Source organism: Echinicola sediminis (assembly GCF_054777495.1).
Map to the genome: position 1 here is coordinate 1 of NZ_BAAHAP010000065.1, position 18482 is coordinate 18482.

Genomic DNA, 18482 nt, shown 5'->3' on the forward strand with positions numbered 1-18482 from the left:
CCCCCTGAGAATATTCATCCATAAATTCAGCTTGATTACAAATTTGCTCCTCACTCTCATAAATTCCCCAAGTTCCTGATAAGTTTTGCATCTAAAAATCACTACTGAACTGTGGAAAAATAAAGGAACCCAAATGCTTAATTACTTAAAAAAAACAATCTGATTATCCGTACTGTTACCATAAACGAAATTTTCCTATAATTCATTGATTTTCTTCGAATTGATTAAAAATTAATTCGTGCTAATCCGTGTAAACTTGTCCGCCGTGGTGGATTCGCGGACACCTTCTTGAGATTTTCGTTTACTGGCATAACTTCGGATATTCATAAAAAACAATTCTCCCTCGATCCACTAGTCGATAAAAAATTCATTATTTTAGGTAGGGACTTAGAGGCCCTGAAGTAAAATCACATGTCAGCAAAAATACTTTACCATACCTTCGTAGATACTGATTTTGAGCCGCTTTTGATCATGAGCCAAAAGCTATGGAAGGATATTGATCGGGAAGAATTAAAAAAACTCCTATTGCAAAGGCTTGGTTCGGAAAAGCAAAAGATACTGATTGCCAAAACTTCCAACGACGAATACCTGGGATTTTCAATTTTCACGCTCAGGACCGACTATGTGGAAGGGGCCAAGCAATCTCCCACAGGTTATCTCGAAGGTATCTTTGTGGAACCGGCATTCCGTAAGATGGGAATAGCCAAGGAATTTGTCCTGCTCGGAGAGGCATGGTGTAAAGAAAACGGCTGCAGCCAAATCGGCTCCGACACCTGGTTGTCGGCTACTGCATCCCGAAATTTCCACAAAAAGATGGGATTTTGGGAGGAGGATGAATTGGTGCATTTTTTAAAAAACATTCCGTAAGCCCCTTGACGACAAGAAACAGAGGCAAGCAGGCGAGTGATGATAAGTGGTTTGCGACCAAGTGGCATCCCGTTTTAAAGGAGGCTGTGGACGACCTATGTTACCTATTGACCCGGGGCTATGCCGAACGTTCCGCACTAAACATCGTGGGAAATCGATATAAACTACACAAAAGACAACGAATGGCCCTCTTACGGGTCAGTTGCAGCGATCAGGGAATACAAATCCGAAATCATTCCCGATGTACTGAAGTGGAACTGGCAGGCCAGACGGTAGAGATAGACGGGTTCAATCTGCTGATATTATTGGAGAGCATGCTGTCCGGTGCTTTTATCTTCAAAGGCCGCGATGGCCTTTACCGTGACATTTCCAGCGTGCACGGTTCCTACAGAAGAGTGGTCAAAACCGAAGAGGCCATCTTACTGATGGGAAATAGTTTAATGGACCTGAATGTGAAGTCGGTCAAATGGTATTTGGACAGGCCAGTATCGAACAGCGGTCGGCTAAGACAAAGGCTATTGGAAATCAGCCGGGATAAGGAATTTCCCTGGGAAGCAGAGCTGGTTTTTGATCCTGACAAAGAATTGGCCAAGAGTCCCCACGTGGTCATTTCATCCGATGGATGGGTGCTGGAACATGTCGACAAATGGTTTAACCTAAGTGCCCATCTCCTAGAAAATCATCTTACGGAGGCGAATGTGATCGAATACTAGACATCGATTTTCTTAAAGACTAAGAACCTTTTTGGCGAAAAAGAAGTTGTTCCGAAATGTTTTGTGGGTCTCTAAGAATTGTGCCTTTTGGATGAACATGGCATCTTGCAGCAGCAATACCTTGGTCTTACCAGTTACTTGAATAAAATGCATTTACCTATATCATGACAGTCAGTGCTCAGTGCTACACATTTAAGCAATCTCTAAGGGACAAAACACAGTGAGTAATTTTAAAAAACATTATGGGTATCATTAATTTTGAAGCATTTCTATTTGCGTCGATCCTTTTGAATTTAACACCGGGAGCGGACACAATGTATATATTAGGACGGAGTATTTCACAAGGTAAAAAGGCGGGGTTACTCTCTGCCGTGGGGATTGGCACAGGAGCTTTGGTACATTGCGTGTTTGCTGTCCTCGGCCTTTCTTTAATCATTGCAAAATCCTCCCTAGCCTTTCAAACGGTAAAATATGCCGGAGCGGCCTACCTTATCTTTCTAGGGATAAAAATGCTGATTTCAAAGCAGGACAAGGGAATGGACATCGAAAAAAGCACCAATGCCCATAGTCTTCGGAAAATATACTTTTCCGGAATACTGACCAATGTGCTGAATCCTAAAGTAGCGCTATTTTTCCTGGCTTTCCTTCCACAATTTGTGGATCAAAAAGAAATTGGAAGCCCCTATCCATTCTTGCTCCTCGGTATGACTTTTGTTGCCACGGGGACATTGTGGTGCCTGATTTTAGCTTTCTTTTCTTCTAAATTATCCGATAAGATCAGGGAAAATTACGGCATCAAGAAATGGCTTGACCGAATAACCGGAGGAATATTTGTCGCTCTGGGCGTCAAGTTGGCATTATCTGAAAAATAAACTGCCAGACTATTGAAGTCACTGGCCCAATCCTTCCAAAAACTCTTCTGCCCTGTCCAACAGCCCTTCTTTCTTTTTCCTATCCATCTTATCAAAGGTACCCAGCAGCATCTTCAGCCTGGGATTTTGCCCAAGAAAGTCCCTGTGCACATGCATAAACCGCCAAAACAGGGCATCCCAGATTTCCTGCCAATCTCCCTTTGGAAAGTCACTCATTTTTTTAAGGTAGTTGCTGCCACTGATATAGGGTTTGGTAGCCATTAAGCCGCCATCCGCAAACTGGCTCATGCCATATACATTGGGGACCATCACCCAATCGTAAGCATCGATATACATCTCCATAAACCAGCGGTATACCTCATCCGGATCAAACTCACATAACAGCATAAAATTCCCCAGCACCATGAGCCGTTCGATATGGTGGTTGTAGGCCGTTTTGAGGGTTTTACTGATCGTCTCATCGATGGGTACAACCCCTGTTTTGGCTTCCCAAAAGCTCTTAGGGAGCTTCCGCTTGAATCCCCAAAAATTCTTTGTCCTCTCCTTGGTTCCTTCCCGTTCATATACCCCTCTGATAAATTCCCGCCAGCCAATAAGCTGCCGAATAAAACCCTCCAAAGAATTTAAAGGTATTTCATTCTCCTCGGCATAATCCAGGGTCCTTTCCACCACCTGCTGTGGAGACAACAAACCCACATTGAGCATCGGGGTCAATACACCATGATGCAAAAAGCTTTCCCGCTGAACAATGGCATCCTCGTAAGGGCCAAAATCAGCAAAACGCTGCTCTAGAAACTGTTCCAACCAACGGGCTGCTTCTTCGAAAGTCACCGGGTAGTTTGGTCCATCATCAAGTCGGCCATAATTCTTTCCAAAGTTATTTTCTACATAGGACTTTGCCTCCTTTACATATTCATTGTCCTTGGGCCATTGGATTTTCGGTGGCTTCTTCTTTTTCGGGTATTTTTTCCTATTGTCGGCATCATAACTCCATTTTCCGCCCAATGGGGCTTTGCCATCCATAAGCACATCCCTCTTTTTTCGTTGCTGTTCATAAAAATCGGCCTGAAAAAACTTTTTTCTACCCCCGAAATATTCTTCCAGATCATCCTTGGTATTGATAAAAAGTTGGCTCTCGTGAACCTCTAATTTGATTTCTGTTTGTTCACAGGCCTTACGCGTCCTTCCTTCCAGCCAATTATCTGTAGGGTCTATCATAATGATCCTTTGGACTTTCTCATCGGCCAACTGAGGTATCAGTTTCCTGATATCTGAAGTCCGCTCAGTGGAAGGCACATAATGGACCTCCAGCCCTTTATTTTTCAAAAAATCTGCGTAGGCCTTCATGCTTGCCCTATGGAAAAGGAGCTTTTGTTGATGGAATTTATATTGACGGAAAAACAGGTATTCTTCCACCAAATATACGGGATGGCCATTCTCCGTCAGAGGACTTTTTTCAAAGAGCTGATGGGGGAAGATGATATTGATCGACGACTTAGTCATGTTTCAGGTACTTTTTACATTGCTTCCAAAAGGCAAAAAAAGAAGGATAGTATCCCTGTACCGGAAACATCCATTCCCTTTCCTCCTCTATCCCCTCATAATGTTGGTTCAAGGGATGCTCTTTGTAGTAAATTTCTTTCTTTCCAAGCCGTCTGACCAGATCGGAAAATTCTCCCACCAAAACCTGAATTTTAGGGATATTTTGGGCCAGAGAAAGGACAAAATCAATGGTTTTTGGAGAAACAGGATACTGGTCAAAATGGCTTGGCTCAAGTAATAGCACCCTGTTATACCCCCCTTCTGCTCTCCATTTGGGATCCAGATTATAAAAGTTATACCCCAAAGTGGCTTTTTCAGGATCCACTTCCAATGGCTTGTCTTGGGGAAGCTTCACTCCCAAATCGGGCATAGTTGTGGCTTCCAGTATTTCTGGAACATCCATTTGAGAAAGAGATTCATAGCTTTGGTCCAGAAATGTGCCCTGCTGATCGGAATGGCAATACCTGTTGATGTTGCCCTGGTTAGCCAGGTACTTTTTGTTGCTGTTGCTTCCTGCTACCCATTGCCAGCTTAGGGCATTGCTTCCCCAATCAGCATCCAACAAATGATAGTACATCCACCTCGCCGGTGTATGCCAGTGGCTTTGTCCGAAGTTGCAGGCCAAGGCTGCCACATACATCCGCACATGATTGTGCAAGTAACCCGTTTGATAGAATTCTTTTATTAGATGATCGATGGCTTGGATTCCTGTCCTTGCTGAAAGAATTGCCTCCGGCATCTCATGATTTTTTACAGGATGCTGTGTTGTTTTGAGGTCCTTGCTGATGGCGTCTTTCTTGGCCTTCCAGACTTGCTGCCAGTAATCTCTCCACGCCAGTTCCTGAATGAATTTTGAGATTTGTTCCGGTTCATATCCTTTGGCAAACACATGATCCATCACCTGTCGGGTAGAAATGACTCCCCTGGAAATGTATGGGGAAAGATAAGTGACAGCACCGTCCAGGTAATTTCTCGATCGTCCATAGGCTTGAGGATCCACCTGATCTAATCGCTGTACAATCTGTTGGTATGAACTGGGGAAATCCATATTATCCTTTCAACTGCGCTTGGGCTTCATACTTTCCAAACATCTCCTCCACTGCCTTAAATCGGTAGTCAAAAATCTTTTGAAGTTGTCTGCGAATGAAAACAGCATTGGCAATCATACCCAAAGGTCCAAAGGGAGGCTGGTACGTAACAATATCCTCCATCAGGACACCTCCCTCCTGCAACGGAGTCAGGCGGTGCTGGTGATGCCAGAGGGAGTAAGGGCCGACCCTTTGCTCATCTACAAAAAATTCCATTTCTTTCACCTGAGTAATCTCTGTCACCCAGGTCATCTTGATCCCCAGCAGAGGACTTACTTTATAACTGATGATCATCCCTGGATACATTTTTTCAGGCAAATTGGGCGAAGTGATGTCAAAGCCCATATGATCGGGGGTGATCACCTTTAAATTGGCCGGGGAAGAGATAAATTCCCAAACCTCTTCTAAGCTGGCCGGAATCTTTTGTTCGGAAAATAACTGGTAGTGCGGCATTTTATCCCAATTTTTAATGGCTATGAGGCTAAGAAAACAATAGAACAAGCAGCATTGCCCTTCCTGTCCCTAGCTTCTCCTGTGTTCAAACATTCATTTATACATGCTTTACCGGAACTTGGTCTGGTATCTTTCCAACAAGCGGGAGAAAAAATTGTTTTCCCAAAAGCCACTGTCAGCTATTCAACCACCAAATGCTGATATTCAGTACTGCAGCAAAGCTCACCCATAAAATATAGGGAAGCTGCAGGTAGGCTGCTGCTTTGTTGACCCTGTAAAAGCGCTGGATCATCATAAGGATCAAGCCCCACAAAACGATAATTTCAATTGCAGCAAGACCTGGCTGATGAAAATAAAAAAAGATAAAACTCCAGCAAAAGTTAAAGAAAAGCTGGATGAAAAACAGCCGAAGGGCTTGGCTTCTTTCTTTGGATTTTGGGGAGCTTAAGATAATATAGAGTCCTAGTCCCATCAAGCCATATAACAGGGTCCAAACAGGTCCAAAAATACTATTCGGCGGGTTAAAATCAGGCTTCTCCAAACCGGCATACCAAGTTTCGATATTCCCCATATTGGCCAAACCAGAGATGCTGCCCAGGACAATAACGCCCAGCACACAACCTAAAAGTTTCAGCCAGTTGATATCAAGCTTTTGAAAATTTATTGACTTGTCCATCATTTCTTTTGTGTTTAGATCCTCATGGAGGACATTCCCCCATCCACGGGTAAAATCTGTCCAGAGATCCAGCTGGATTTGGAGGAGAGTAAAAAGGCCGCCATTTCGGCTATATCTTCAGGTTTACCGATTCGTCTAAGGGGATGTCTTTGCGCATTGGCCTTTCTTTTTTCATCACTATTGAGCAATGAACCGGCCAAAGGGGTATCTGTCAAGGAAGGGGCGATAGCATTTACCCGAATCGTGGGTGCCAACTCCGCCGCTAACGACCTGACCAGTCCTTCAATGGCCCCTTTAACCATCGAGACCTCGGTATGAAAAGTTAGTCCAAGCTGTACGGCCACGGTAGAAAAAAGTAAAATAGATCCCTCGTTGGACTGCTTTAATAGCGGTAAAATTTCTTGAATGGTCCTTACAGCCCCGTAGACGTTAAGCCTCAGCCCCTTTAGAAAATCTTCTTCCTTAATCCTTGAAAACGGCTTCAAATCTATGCTTCCTGGACAATAAGCCAGGCCATCTAGCTGATCCGGAAGCTGACCGAGATCCAGCTTATCTTCCATGACATTGAATGGAAGATATTGGATGTTATTTTCCTCTTCAGGTTTCTTTGAAAAATAGGTCCCAATGACCTGATTTCCTTCACCTTGAAGCTGAAGAGCCAGTTCCCTACCTATACCAGAAGAAGCGCCGATAATCAAATAATTTCCCATGCTTCAATAACCAGCTCTTGGGGAAATTGTTTTTTCTTTTCCCATCTGTAAACAAAGGAGGCCGGAAAATCCGGCCTCGCTGTTATCACCAAAAAAATTACCAACTTCTCGCCCCACCCCTCGGCGGGCCACCAAACCTTCTAAACCCATCCCTGTCGCCACCTTCAGGCTTTTTGAATTTACCAATGATATAAGTAAAGGTCACCAATCCATAACTGGTCAATACATTGGAGTACACATCAGAGACGGAAACATCGGAAACGGTTCGGCTAACGCTGTTGTTTTCACCCAATACATCGAAGATGGTCAGTTTCAGTTCTCCTTTTTTATCTTTCAGGAAGCGGTACCCTGCCTCCACATTCCACAACCAGATGGACTGGTCAAAGCCTTCTGAAAGGCCGGAATACCAAGAATTGGTCAGGTTGGAATTTACAAATAACTTCCCTTGATTGGGAGAATAGTAAAACTGGAAGGCGGTATTTTGCACATAGTAATTGTTTTCCAACGTACTCTGTAAACTGCTGTTGACGATATTATAAGTCCCGGAAGCGGACAGGGTGAAATCCACATTTTCACTGATATTACTGGTCAGGGAAAACCTTTGTGTAAGTCCTATGTTTTCGTTGAAGTTGATCTCATTGTTGACCATCCCCGGCGTGCGGTTAAAGCTTACACTGGAATTCAGGTTGATATTGGATTTCAGCTTTTCCCAGGGCTTGCCATAATTCAGAAACACCCTGGCATTCCAATTTCCTTTGAGGTTTACCGGTTGGGTAATCTGTCCTCCTTTTCGAAGCAGCACCTCGTCATTGATCAGCGTGTCCTGCCGGGCCACATAGGTGTGGGTCCCGATATGATTATTGGTTAACGAGGCATTGGCAAAAACGAACAGTGTCTTGGACTGTTCCATGTCAAATTTCCCGAAGTTGGCGAAGAAATTATGGTTATAGCTTTGCCCAAGTGTTGGATTACCTATGCTGAGTTGCAAAGGGTTATTATTATTGATTACATTCTGAAGCTGGTTTACACTGGGCTCGTTGGTGCTGGTCCGGTACCTGAAGCGCATATTTTTCCCGGTTTCCCGGTTACGGTAACTGATGCTGGCATTGGGCAGGACATTGTTAAAGCTCCTCTCAAATGTGCGCTCTTCCGGAAAAAGAGCATCATTGTTTAACCTGGCGTTTTGGTAGTCCAAGTTCATATTGACATTCCAGCCATTATCACTAAAGCGGTAGCCCAACCCGGCTTTTTGGGTGGTGAATTTATTATCAAACTCATTGCTCAATGCCGTATCCAACACCATGATGTTTTGCTCCTGCGCCAAAATATAGGTTTTTTGGTCGGCCGTGCTTTTATTATTCCCTATGGCATAATCCAGCGAGAGCAGGGACTTTTCACTGATAGGTTCTGTATAGGTAATGTTTGCCCGATAGTTGAAGCCATCCGAAAGGGCATTGGTTTCCTGAAAGGTGGTATCGATGGTACTCCTCACAAAATCCCTGTTGCCTACCAGAAGATCGGTCAGCTGGTCCCTTTTATTGAACCCTGTATAAATATTGGTGGAAATCGTCCTTCCTTGCTTGTCAAATTTATAGCGATAGGTAATGTTATTGGAAATATTATACCCATCAGAAAGCCTGTCATTGATGGTTCTGGCGGCACTGAGTGAGTCCAAGTTCCCATCCAGGTTCAATGCATCCTGATCACTGAGTCGTTTATTGTTCTGAAAGCTCAGCCTTGGGGCAATGATTAAACTGTTTTTATCATTGATATCGTACTCGAACCTGGCATTGAGCCGATGGTTTTGGTTTTTGGTACTACTGATCAGCTTTTCTTGATAGTATTGTTTCAAATCCTCTGAGACGACTGTTTCGGTATTGGTCATCTGGAAAAGGTTATTGTTGGAATGGTTAAAAAAGTAACTTCCACTGAAATTGATCTTCTCTCCCCAGCGGTCACTGTAGTTTAGTCCGTAAGAATTGGTTTTGGCGATCCCGTTATCATTTCCGGTCAGGAAGTTATCATTTCCTCCCCCGGGATTTCCTCTCCGGCGGCCACCACCTGCACTCCCGGAAACGCCCAATAAATCCTCCGAAGAAAAGTTCTGCTGATTGATATTATTGGACAGCCCCAAAATAGATATCCGCTTGTCTCCTTTAAAGATATTTACATTGCCCCCTGCAGTATACCTGTCCTCCGAACCATACCCGGTATACAACCGTCCAAAGTATCCATTGCGCATATCTCCTTTAGTGATAATATTGATGGTCTTGGCATAATTGCCGTCATCCAGTCCTGTCAGTCTTGCCTGGTCGGACTTTTGATCCAACACTTCCACCTGGTCGATCATATTGGCGGGCAGGTTTTTCAGGGCAATATTGGGGTCATTACCAAAAAACTCACGCCCATCGACCAGCACTTTTTGCACATCTTCTCCCTGTGCCTGGATTTTTCCGTTTTCGATCACCACGCCCGGTATCTTTTTGATCAGGTCTTCGGCATAAGCATTTTCTTTGGTCTTGAAGGCCGCTGCATTAAATACGGCAGTATCTCCTTTCATCTCTCCCACAGGCACCTGCCCCTCTACCAGCACTTCACCAAGTTCGTTGCCATTTTCCATAAGTTTGAGCGTCCCCAAATCAACCGGTCCACGCTGCTCCACAGACTGCCTCAATTTGGTATAACCGATATAGGAAATTTCTACGATCAATTGCTGGAGTCTTGGTCTATCCAGCTCAAATGCCCCTTTGTCATTGGTAACTGTGGCGGCCACTAAACTATCCGCGGGGCTTTTCACCAACACATTCGCCCCTATCAAGGGCTCCTCTGTTTCAGCATCAACTACAGCTCCGGAAATTTTAACGGAAAATCCTCCTTGGGCTCTCCTTGCTCCCGGTCTGCCAGGCCCCTCTTGTGCCAGTACAGGAATTGCCCAGGCCAAAACCACCAGGCTAAAAATCAATTTAGTAACGTTTGTTTTCATGCATCAGGTTTTTGATGCTGATTAGACCTAAAAAAGAGGGGAACGTTTAATACCCCAATAGCTTATTATGTCAAAAGTGTCCTTATCGGAGACAGAAGGTAAAATTAAGGGGTGAATGAAAAAAACAATTGGTGACCTATTAAAACAAGAAAGGAGGACCGCAGTCCTCCTTCATGGATTTTATTCTATTTATTTCTAAGCTAATATTACCTCAGTTGGTGATCTCCTGAATTGGCTGACCGCTGGCGCCATTCGGAATTCTGATGTTGAGCATCATCGATAGGGTCGGGGCAATATCAGTAATGGTACAGTACCGCGTGCTGGTACCAGGCTTTACATTCCAACCGTAAAATAGAATGGGCACGTGTGTATCGTAGGCATAACCTGAGCCATGTGTAGTTCCTTTGGAGGAGTTCACCAGCCATGCCGGCTCCAATACCAATAGGACATCGCCTGAAGCCTTGTGGTTAAAGCCCATTTGAAGCAAGTGTCTTCGGCCTTCTCTGTATTCTTTGCTCATCATGTCTGTCGCCGTGTACGCCTCCTTTATCCCATCAAATTTGAGTAAAAAAGTCGCTATTTCTCTTTGCACTTTTTCTAAGTCCAACCCTTTTTCTGCTATCAAAGACCGGTTAAGAAAAATCTGTTCATTGGATGAATTCAGGATCCAGTCCCCTTCTCCATAATGCTGTCTGGTGAATCCCTTCAGTTGGGTAAGGGCAAAGCCGGCATTAAAACTTCCCGTAGGCACCTGCACGCTGTGCATGTAGTTGACCACATCTGCTACAGCATGGTCTGCAGATAGGAACACCAAGTATTCCCCTTTTCCATACTTGCGATCCAAATGGTTGAAGAATTTTTCCAGGCTTTTGTCCAACCGCAGATAAGTATCTTCCAGTTCAATAGAGCTGGGGCCAAAGCGATGGCCGACATAATCCGTTGAAGAAAAGCTAATGGCGAGGAAGTCAGTTTCATCCCCTTTACCCAGGTTTTCACCTTCCAGCGCCGCATAGGCCATATCCAGGGTCAGGTCATTGCCAAACGGCGTAGAGGACACCAGCCCCGGTCCTCCGTTGTTCTCCATCAGCTTTTTCAGGTCATAAGGAAAATCAGTGGTTTCCCTTCCGATAAACGGCACTTCAAATTCATTATGGTCCTCGACGCTCTGCTTATAGGTCTTGATATTATAAAGAGGCTTCCACACATTGGAAAGGTACTTTTCCGCTAGCCTTTTACGGTTGAACTTCTTTACCCAATCAGGCAATTCATCCTTATAATAGGTAGAGGTCATAAATTCCCCTGTATTACCATCAAACCAGTAAGCTTCACCCATATGTCCCGCAGGAAGGGCTGCCCCACGATCCTTAATGGCAATGCCCACTACCTTTGAACGTCCATTGGTGGAAAGCTTAAGCTCATCCGTAATGGTGGTGGTCAGGAGATTTCTTGGAGAGATTTCGCCTTTGTTGGCCGTCCCCCCTACACCGGTCACCGTGCTGTCACCGGCACAGTACAAGGTCTTATCCAGTTGTCTTACATACCAGCTGTTCCCAATTATCCCATGCGTAGCAGGGGTAGTCCCGGTGTACACCGAAGAGTGACCCGGTCCGGTAAAAGTAGGGATATAATTATAATGGCCGTTTTTCATCATAAAGCCCTCATGCATCAGCCTTTTAAAGCCGCCATCAGTATAGCGATCATGGAATTTATGAAGGTATTCGTAACGCATTTGGTCTACGACAATTCCCACAACCAACTTGGGCTTGTCCGCTTGCTGGGCAAAGCCAACTGATAGGGATGTGAGTAAAATAATGCCGGCTAATAAAAGCTTTTTCATGGGGTTAATACTTTAATTATTTCAACAAATGTAACTATTAGGGTCAATAATGATGTCAACACAATGTGAAGTCTTGAGGAAGGGATTTTTAAGCTTTTAGCGGTCACCCCTTCTTTAAAATGCTGCCTAAGATAGAGATATTTACGTTTATGTAAAAACAATTGTATTTTTCACCTTAGCTATTCATTTTCGAAAAAATTAATAAGCATGCGAAACTTTAGAGGAATTTCGGTTCTATCCTTTTTAATGGTGATAATGCACCATGCATTTGGGCAGTCGTATTTCGATGACGGACTGGACAAAGACTTTCACCGGGAAAGACGAGCCGCTCTCCGGGAAATGCTCCCTACCAATTCAGCTGCGGTTATTTTCACCTCAGCGGTGAAAAACCGGTCCAATGATGTGGATTTTGTCTATCATCCCAACACTGATTTCTTTTATCTAACGGGCCTCAGGGAGCCCAATGCCGTTCTGGTCGTTTTCAGCGAACCAAAGACAGTAGCAGGCCAGATGACCGATGAAGTGATCTATGTTCAGGCAAGGGATAAAAATGCCGAAATGTGGAACGGAAAACGGTTGGGAATAGAGGGAGTTAAGGAAAACCTGGGGTTTGAACAGGTTTACGTAAATTCCCAATTCGGGGCTGAAGCAGCGATCAACTTTAAAGAGCTGGACAGAATATTGACCTTTGATCTCTCTCAGGGAATAGAGGAAAGCGGGGCCAACAAAGAGATGATGGCCTTGAGAGCAAGTTTCAAATCCTCCTCGGATTATCCGGAGCATATTTCAAAAGTAACCAATCAACTGTACGATTTGATCAAGGCCACGGACCTCGAAAATTCGGCCAATGTGGCCCAAGTTATCGGAAGGTACCGAAAGTACTATCCTGAGGTGGAAAGTAATGAAAAACTCATCGCATTTGCCACTGCTGAAACACCGCAAAAACGTATGGCCATAGCCGAGGAACTCCCGGAAATAAAAGTAGACATATCCGCACTGCCGGAAATGATGACGACGCTAAGAGGGGTAAAAACTTCCGAAGAAATCAGCTTGCTGAAAAAGGCCATAAAAATCTCAGCAATAGGGCAAATTGAGGTAATGAAGGCTTTGAAGCCAGGTATTTCAGAAAGGGAGGTTCAGGGAATTCATGAGTTTGTCTATAAAAGATATGGGGCTGAGGCAGTGGGCTACCCCTCCATAGTGGGAGCAGGGAAAAACGGCTGTATCCTCCATTATATTTCAAACGATCTGAGAAATCCTGAAAACCGGCTGATGCTGATGGATCTGGGCGCCGAATGGAGAGGCTATACAGCCGATGTGACCAGAACCATTCCCATTTCGGGTAAATTCACCGAAGAGGAGAAAATCATTTATGACTTGGTCTACGAAGCTCAGGAAGCCGGCCTGGCCGCCTGTAAACCGGGAAATGAATTCAAGGAAATCAATGCTGCATCAAAAAAAGTAATTGACGAAGGCTTGGCCAAACTGGGCATTATCATCAGGGGGCAACGACACCAGTATTTTCCACATGGCACCAGCCATCATCTCGGCCTGGATGTCCATGACAGAGGAACTTATGGGACTTTAGAAACAGGAATGGTGCTAACCGTAGAACCGGGCATCTATATTCCTGAAGGAAGTGACTGCAATCCCAAATGGTGGAATATTGCCGTGAGGATAGAAGATGATGTTTTGATTACAGAAAACGGATACGAAAATTTATCAGCAGACGCCCCAAGGACCAGCGGTGAGGTAGAAACCATGATGGCCCAGCCCAGTATTCTCGAAGAGTGGATATTGCCTGAGCTCTGAAAAAGCAGGATGGACTGGGGCAAGGCATCAAGCTGAGCCCCGGACCTTCATCGATTTTTCCTGAAGCACATTGGGAATACCTAATTCACTTGCTTAATAACCGATTCCCCGTAACTATAAAGGAGTTAATCTTGCTTCTTAAGATCTCCCCTTTTTATGGATTTGATGAAGTTGGCCCAAGCAAATGGGTTCAGCAAGTGAAAGGAGCGAGGACCATAGCGGTCCTGAATTTGTTGCATTTGTCCACTTTGGAAACTTCTAAAATTCTCGTTCGGAGAGGCCGGCATCTGCTCAGCCCATCTCAGCAGCATCTGAGGGCTAAGATTTCCCCTATCCAAAGGAACATCCTCTATTGTCATCGCCAAAACAGCCTGCTTGAACTCTTCCTCGGTAGGGTAAGGCATTACCTCGATTTCTTCCAGCGCGATTTCGTCCTGTACCATGGTCAGAATCAGGCTTACTTTGTCCTCTTTGATGTTTTCGGGGACTTTGTAGGTTTGGCTTTTCAGCCCTATAAAACTGAAAATCACACTGTCCCCTGCAGCCACAGGCATTGAGAAATAACCAAAGCTATTGGAACTGGTTCCTCGGCCTTTACGAGGCACATAGACATTCACGCCGGAAATGGCGGTGGTACTGTCCGCATTCAATATTATCCCGGAAAGCTGCAGCACCTTTTTCTCTTGGGTTTCCTGTGCATCAACCTGCTGGATCCCAACGAAGAATAGTAGGAGCATTAAAAATAAACCGAGATATGAAGAATTGATTTTCAAAATGATGCCTTTTTAAGAGAAACGACCGACCAGAAAAATGGTTTACATTTGCTGGTCAATTTCAGCTGCTATTATAGGTTATTTTCACTGCATTTTCTTAATTTCAGGCAGGTTTCTTCGTTAAAAGTTATTAAATGCGACTAAAAAACATCAGTTTGAATTACGGAATGAGGGTTTTTAAAGCCCTTTCCGAGGAGCCGAGGGTAAGAATTATTCATTTACTGATTCAGAACAAAGAACTGTGCATCTCTGATCTGGAACACATTCTTGAATTCACCCAAACGAAGACCAGCCGCCATTTGGCCTACCTCAAAAATTCAGGTCTGGTGGGAAGCAGAAGAATTGATCAATGGACATTTTATTATATATTGGATGAGGCCATTGAAATTATTGGTCAGATTTTTAAATTCATCCAAAAGGATGTGAATTTAAAAAGAGATCAAGAAATCTATGAGATCCTCCTTTCCAACAGAGAGCTGGCCATCAATAAAATTGAAAACAACCCTTACCGATAAAAGTAGCGTAAATTGAGAAAGTACCGTCATCTTTTTTTTGACCTTGACCACACCCTATGGGATTATGACAGGAATGTGCAGGAATCCCTGTTCGAATTATTTGACATCTATGCCCTGGAAAACATGGGCATGCCCTCCCGACAGGATTTTTATAAGGCCTTCTTGATGATAAATTCGGACCTCTGGAACGATTACAATACCGGAAAAATCGATAAAACAACGCTGAGGAGTCAGCGGTTTCGAAGGATATTTGATCAATTCGGAGCCAGCAAAATCCCCGTTCCTATAGAAATGGAAGAGGATTTCTTGCAACGCACCTCCTCCAAGCCCCACCTCTTCCCCTACTCCAAGGAAATCCTCAACTACTTGAAGGACAAGTATGAATTGCATATCATCACCAACGGGTTCAATGAAAGCCAGGCACTTAAGATGAACTCTTCTGGTATTACTTCTTATTTTAAGCTCATTGTCACTTCCGAAACGACCGGGCACAGGAAGCCCGACAAAAGAATCTTTGAGTATGCCATGGGCCAGCTGGAAACCAGTGCGGAAGAATGCCTGATGATCGGTGACAATCCCATCTCTGACATCCAGGGAGCTAGGAATGCTGCTATCGACCAAGTCTTTTTCAATCCCTATAAACAAGACAATCAAGCAGAAGCGACCTATACGATACATGGCTTAGAGGAGCTGCAGGCGATCCTCTAGGTGGACTAATCGGACTTCTTTTGGCATGGAATTCTGCTCCGAATTTTTATATTTGTGGCATACAGAATATACAAAACTCAAATTATTATGCTAAAAGGTTTTTTCAACGTACCGGAAATCAAAAATGAACCGGTATTTGACTATGCCCCGGGATCTCCGGAACGTGCTAAGCTCCAAGAAGCCCTGAAAGAAGCACGTTCCAAGGAAGTTGATGTTCCTATGTACATAGGAAGTGAAGAAGTGAGAACAGGCAAGAAATTGCCCCTTTCTCCCCCCCACGACCATCAACACCTTCTCGGCTACTTCCATGAGGGAGACAAGTCCCATGTAGAACAAGCCATCAACGCAGCACTTGGTGCCAAAGAAGCTTGGGAAACGATGGAATGGGAACAAAGAGCCGCGATTTTCCTAAAGGCAGCTGACCTAATAGCGGGGCCTTACAGATATAAAATGAATGCCGCCACAATGCTTGGCCAGTCCAAAAACGCCTTCCAAGCGGAAATCGATTCAGCATGTGAGATCGTAGACTTTCTTAAGTTCAATGTAAAATACATGACGGAAATCTACGCACAACAGCCTCCCATTTCCGGAAATGGCGTTTGGAACAGGACAGAACAGCGTCCTTTGGAAGGCTTTATCTTTGCCCTGACACCGTTTAACTTCACCGCCATCGCGGGCAATTTACCTACGGCACCTGCCATGATGGGCAATACGGTGGTTTGGAAACCAGCCTATACCCAGATCTATGCCGCAAATGTGCTGATGGAAGTTTTCCGGGAGGCCGGCGTGCCCGATGGTGTGATCAATCTCATCTATGTGGACGGTCCTGAGGCCGGAGAGGTGATTTTCAAGCACCCTGATTTCGCAGGCATCCACTTTACCGGCTCGACCGCCGTATTCCAAACCATCTGGAAAACCATTGGCCAGAACATTGAAACCTATAAGTCCTACCCTAGAATTGTAGGTGAAACAGGAGGTAAGGATTTTATCATAGCCCATAAATCTGCCCATGCCAAACAACTGGCAACAGGCCTGGTAAGGGGAGCCTTTGAGTTTCAGGGACAGAAGTGCTCGGCAGCTTCAAGGGCCTATGTTCCATCCAACCTATGGGAGGAGGTCAAAAAGTACATGCAGGAAGATCTCGCCAGCATGAAAATGGGCGGAACAGAAGACTTCTCCAACTTCATCAATGCTGTCATAGACGAAAAGTCTTTTGATAAAATTGCCAAGTACATCGATAAAGCCAAAGAAGATGGGCTTGAAGTCATCGCCGGTGGCAACTATGACAAATCCAAAGGGTACTTTATTGAACCTACGGTACTGTTGACCACGGATCCTATGTACACCACCATGTGTGAGGAAATCTTTGGGCCGGTATTGACCATTTATGTCTATCAGGAAGATAATTTTGAAGCTACTTTGGAATTGGTGGACAAAACCTCTCCCTATGGCCTTACAGGAGCGATCTTCTCCCAAGACAGGTATGCTGCGCAGCTGGCTACGCAAAAGCTGAGAAACTCTGCAGGTAATTTCTACATTAACGACAAGTGTACCGGTGCTGTAGTAGGCCAGCAGCCATTTGGCGGGGCAAGAAAATCAGGGACCAACGATAAAGCTGGCGCCATGATCAACCTGCTGAGATGGGTGTCCCCTAGGACCATTAAGGAAACCTTTGTGACTCCAACCGATTACCGATATCCATTCCTAGGCGAAGACTGATCTTCCAACAGGAGACTATAATAAAAAAGCCATCCGACAAAGCGGATGGCTTTTTTTGTGCACATAACCCTAATATTGAGTAGGCAACAAGAATTATTCTAAGCGATGACAGCAATACTATTTTTGTAATGAAAAATTGAATAACCGGAGTTGTTTTCTTCTTATGTCCAGCTCTTATATCTTAAGTCCTACTTCACTTCCTTTTGATAACTTGAAAAAGATAGGAAACCGTGAATTCGAGATTGGTACCTGCCATATCGAAGATTCTCTCCTGTCCCTCTACGCGTCCAAGTTCGTAAGAGGCCCTTACTTCCGCTGCAAGGGTACTTTTTCCAAAAACCTTGGAGATCCCTGCTCCAGCAGTCAATCCGTACATCAGGCGATTGGGCTTATCGTCCGCCTGTCCATAGGTAGGGAGAATAGGCACGGCAGGATTTTCAGCCTCAAACTCCCGCCGGACATCAGTGGCTTTAACCAACCTCCCAAAGTGCGGCCCCATCTTAATATGAAACCGTCCAGACCTGCCAAAATAAAAATTGGACAGAAAGGGGATTTTCAAGTAGTTGAAATGGGTCTCATTTGACAATGTCTCCTCCTCATTATATTCTATATAACCAGTAGTCAGGTACTGGACATTGAGCTCCACCCCGGCGTGGTCCTTAAAAAAATGTTCCACCACAAAAGCCAAAACAGGTTCTTGCTTTATGCCATGCACTTTTCGGTCCGGGATAGACGGAATTGGGCGATAGGACATCCCTGAATAAGAATAGCCTCCCCGTATACCGATACTGGTCTGGGCCTCCGATTCGGAAGCAAACAACGTGATTACCATAAAAATAACCGTTGCTTTGCAGGCTAAGAGAAAGGAGGAAGAGATAGGATACTTCAAAGTTGACTAGTTAAGCATTAGGAAAGGCTAAATAAATTAAAAAAAGAAAAAAATAGCCCGCCAAGGCGGACTATTTTTTCTCATCTTTTTTTATTTCATCTAAATCATCTCGGTCTTTGAGCTTCTTGTCTTCGACATTTTTGTTCAAAAACTCGTTGATTTTGTCAATTGAAAAAGAGCTGGAAATCTCTCCAAATGAATTAATATTCATTTTGAATCCCTCCAATTCGGGATTTACTTTAGGATTTTCCTCTTTTTTGGATTTTTTAGCCATGGCTGTACTCTCTATTGACGGGGGACTCACCTGGGAAAAGCCCAATGGCAA

At 44.4% G+C, this 18482-nt stretch carries 17 protein-coding genes; 7 read left to right on the plus strand and 10 right to left on the minus strand.

The window, feature by feature from the left end; translation table 11 throughout:
- The first annotated feature begins 411 nt into the window (after nucleotides 1-411).
- The 3 genes from ACYVAA_RS15650 (at nucleotide 412) to ACYVAA_RS15660 (ending at nucleotide 2452) form a co-directional block, all read left to right on the plus strand.
- The gene (locus ACYVAA_RS15650; protein WP_460543403.1) at nucleotides 412-867 is read left to right on the plus strand and encodes a GNAT family N-acetyltransferase; all 456 of its coding nucleotides are present in this window, start codon (nucleotides 412-414) and stop codon (nucleotides 865-867) included.
- 5 nt (nucleotides 868-872) lie between these two features.
- The gene (locus ACYVAA_RS15655) at nucleotides 873-1580 is read left to right on the plus strand and encodes a DUF434 domain-containing protein (protein ID WP_460543406.1); all 708 of its coding nucleotides are present in this window, start codon (nucleotides 873-875) and stop codon (nucleotides 1578-1580) included.
- A 242-nt stretch (nucleotides 1581-1822) separates the two neighbouring features.
- Nucleotides 1823-2452 carry a LysE family translocator gene (locus ACYVAA_RS15660; RefSeq protein ID WP_460543408.1) on the plus strand — a complete coding sequence of 210 codons (630 nt, stop codon included), beginning with the start codon at nucleotides 1823-1825 and terminating at the stop codon, nucleotides 2450-2452.
- 18 nt (nucleotides 2453-2470) lie between these two features.
- Here ACYVAA_RS15660 and ACYVAA_RS15665 read toward each other — a convergent pair whose 3' ends face one another.
- The 7 genes from ACYVAA_RS15665 to pafA form a co-directional block, all read right to left on the minus strand.
- Entirely contained in the window at nucleotides 2471-3955 is a 1485-nt protein-coding gene (locus ACYVAA_RS15665) for a cryptochrome/photolyase family protein (RefSeq protein WP_460543410.1), read from the minus strand.
- Entirely contained in the window at nucleotides 3948-5042 is a 1095-nt protein-coding gene (locus ACYVAA_RS15670) for a cryptochrome/DNA photolyase family protein (protein WP_460543412.1), read from the minus strand. Before ACYVAA_RS15670 ends, ACYVAA_RS15665 begins: the two co-directional genes overlap by 8 nt.
- A 1-nt stretch (nucleotide 5043) precedes the next feature.
- Nucleotides 5044-5535, minus strand: a complete 492-nt coding sequence (locus ACYVAA_RS15675; protein ID WP_460543414.1) for an SRPBCC family protein — start codon at nucleotides 5533-5535, stop codon at nucleotides 5044-5046.
- A gap of 175 nt (nucleotides 5536-5710) precedes the next feature.
- On the minus strand, nucleotides 5711-6214 hold the full coding sequence (locus ACYVAA_RS15680; protein WP_460543416.1) for a TspO/MBR family protein: 504 nt from the start codon (nucleotides 6212-6214) through the stop codon (nucleotides 5711-5713).
- 11 nt (nucleotides 6215-6225) lie between these two features.
- Nucleotides 6226-6921, minus strand: a complete 696-nt coding sequence (locus tag ACYVAA_RS15685; RefSeq protein WP_460543418.1) for an SDR family NAD(P)-dependent oxidoreductase — start codon at nucleotides 6919-6921, stop codon at nucleotides 6226-6228.
- Nucleotides 6922-7018: 97 nt separating this feature from the next.
- A complete protein-coding gene (locus ACYVAA_RS15690; protein WP_460543419.1) occupies nucleotides 7019-9904 on the minus strand; it encodes an outer membrane beta-barrel protein in 2886 nt (961 codons plus the stop codon).
- Between the two features lie 211 nt (nucleotides 9905-10115).
- Entirely contained in the window at nucleotides 10116-11741 is a 1626-nt protein-coding gene (gene pafA, locus ACYVAA_RS15695) for an alkaline phosphatase family protein (protein ID WP_460543421.1), read from the minus strand.
- 207 nt (nucleotides 11742-11948) lie between these two features.
- Here pafA and ACYVAA_RS15700 point away from each other — a divergent pair, with 207 nt between their 5' ends.
- On the plus strand, nucleotides 11949-13553 hold the full coding sequence (locus tag ACYVAA_RS15700) for an aminopeptidase P N-terminal domain-containing protein (protein WP_460543423.1): 1605 nt from the start codon (nucleotides 11949-11951) through the stop codon (nucleotides 13551-13553).
- A 125-nt stretch (nucleotides 13554-13678) separates the two neighbouring features.
- Here ACYVAA_RS15700 and ACYVAA_RS15705 read toward each other — a convergent pair whose 3' ends face one another.
- Complete coding sequence (locus tag ACYVAA_RS15705; RefSeq protein WP_460543425.1) at nucleotides 13679-14290, minus strand: peptidase associated/transthyretin-like domain-containing protein; 612 nt, start codon at nucleotides 14288-14290, stop codon at nucleotides 13679-13681.
- 170 nt (nucleotides 14291-14460) lie between these two features.
- Between ACYVAA_RS15705 and ACYVAA_RS15710 the strand changes: the two genes are divergently transcribed.
- The 3 genes from ACYVAA_RS15710 (at nucleotide 14461) to pruA (ending at nucleotide 17268) form a co-directional block, all read left to right on the plus strand.
- The gene (locus tag ACYVAA_RS15710) at nucleotides 14461-14841 is read left to right on the plus strand and encodes an ArsR/SmtB family transcription factor (protein WP_460543427.1); all 381 of its coding nucleotides are present in this window, start codon (nucleotides 14461-14463) and stop codon (nucleotides 14839-14841) included.
- A 12-nt stretch (nucleotides 14842-14853) separates the two neighbouring features.
- Entirely contained in the window at nucleotides 14854-15549 is a 696-nt protein-coding gene (locus ACYVAA_RS15715; protein WP_460543429.1) for an HAD family hydrolase, read from the plus strand.
- Between the two features lie 87 nt (nucleotides 15550-15636).
- Nucleotides 15637-17268, plus strand: a complete 1632-nt coding sequence (pruA, locus tag ACYVAA_RS15720; protein WP_460543431.1) for an L-glutamate gamma-semialdehyde dehydrogenase — start codon at nucleotides 15637-15639, stop codon at nucleotides 17266-17268.
- A 193-nt stretch (nucleotides 17269-17461) separates the two neighbouring features.
- Here the strand turns inward: pruA and ACYVAA_RS15725 are convergent, their stop codons facing one another.
- Together ACYVAA_RS15725 and ACYVAA_RS15730 are read right to left on the minus strand one after the other, a co-directional pair.
- Nucleotides 17462-18100 carry a porin family protein gene (locus ACYVAA_RS15725; RefSeq protein ID WP_460543433.1) on the minus strand — a complete coding sequence of 213 codons (639 nt, stop codon included), beginning with the start codon at nucleotides 18098-18100 and terminating at the stop codon, nucleotides 17462-17464.
- A gap of 127 nt (nucleotides 18101-18227) precedes the next feature.
- Nucleotides 18228-18431 (minus strand): hypothetical protein, encoded by a 204-nt coding sequence (locus ACYVAA_RS15730; protein WP_460543457.1) that lies wholly within the window; start codon nucleotides 18429-18431, stop codon nucleotides 18228-18230.
- Between the last annotated feature and the right edge of the window lie 51 nt (nucleotides 18432-18482).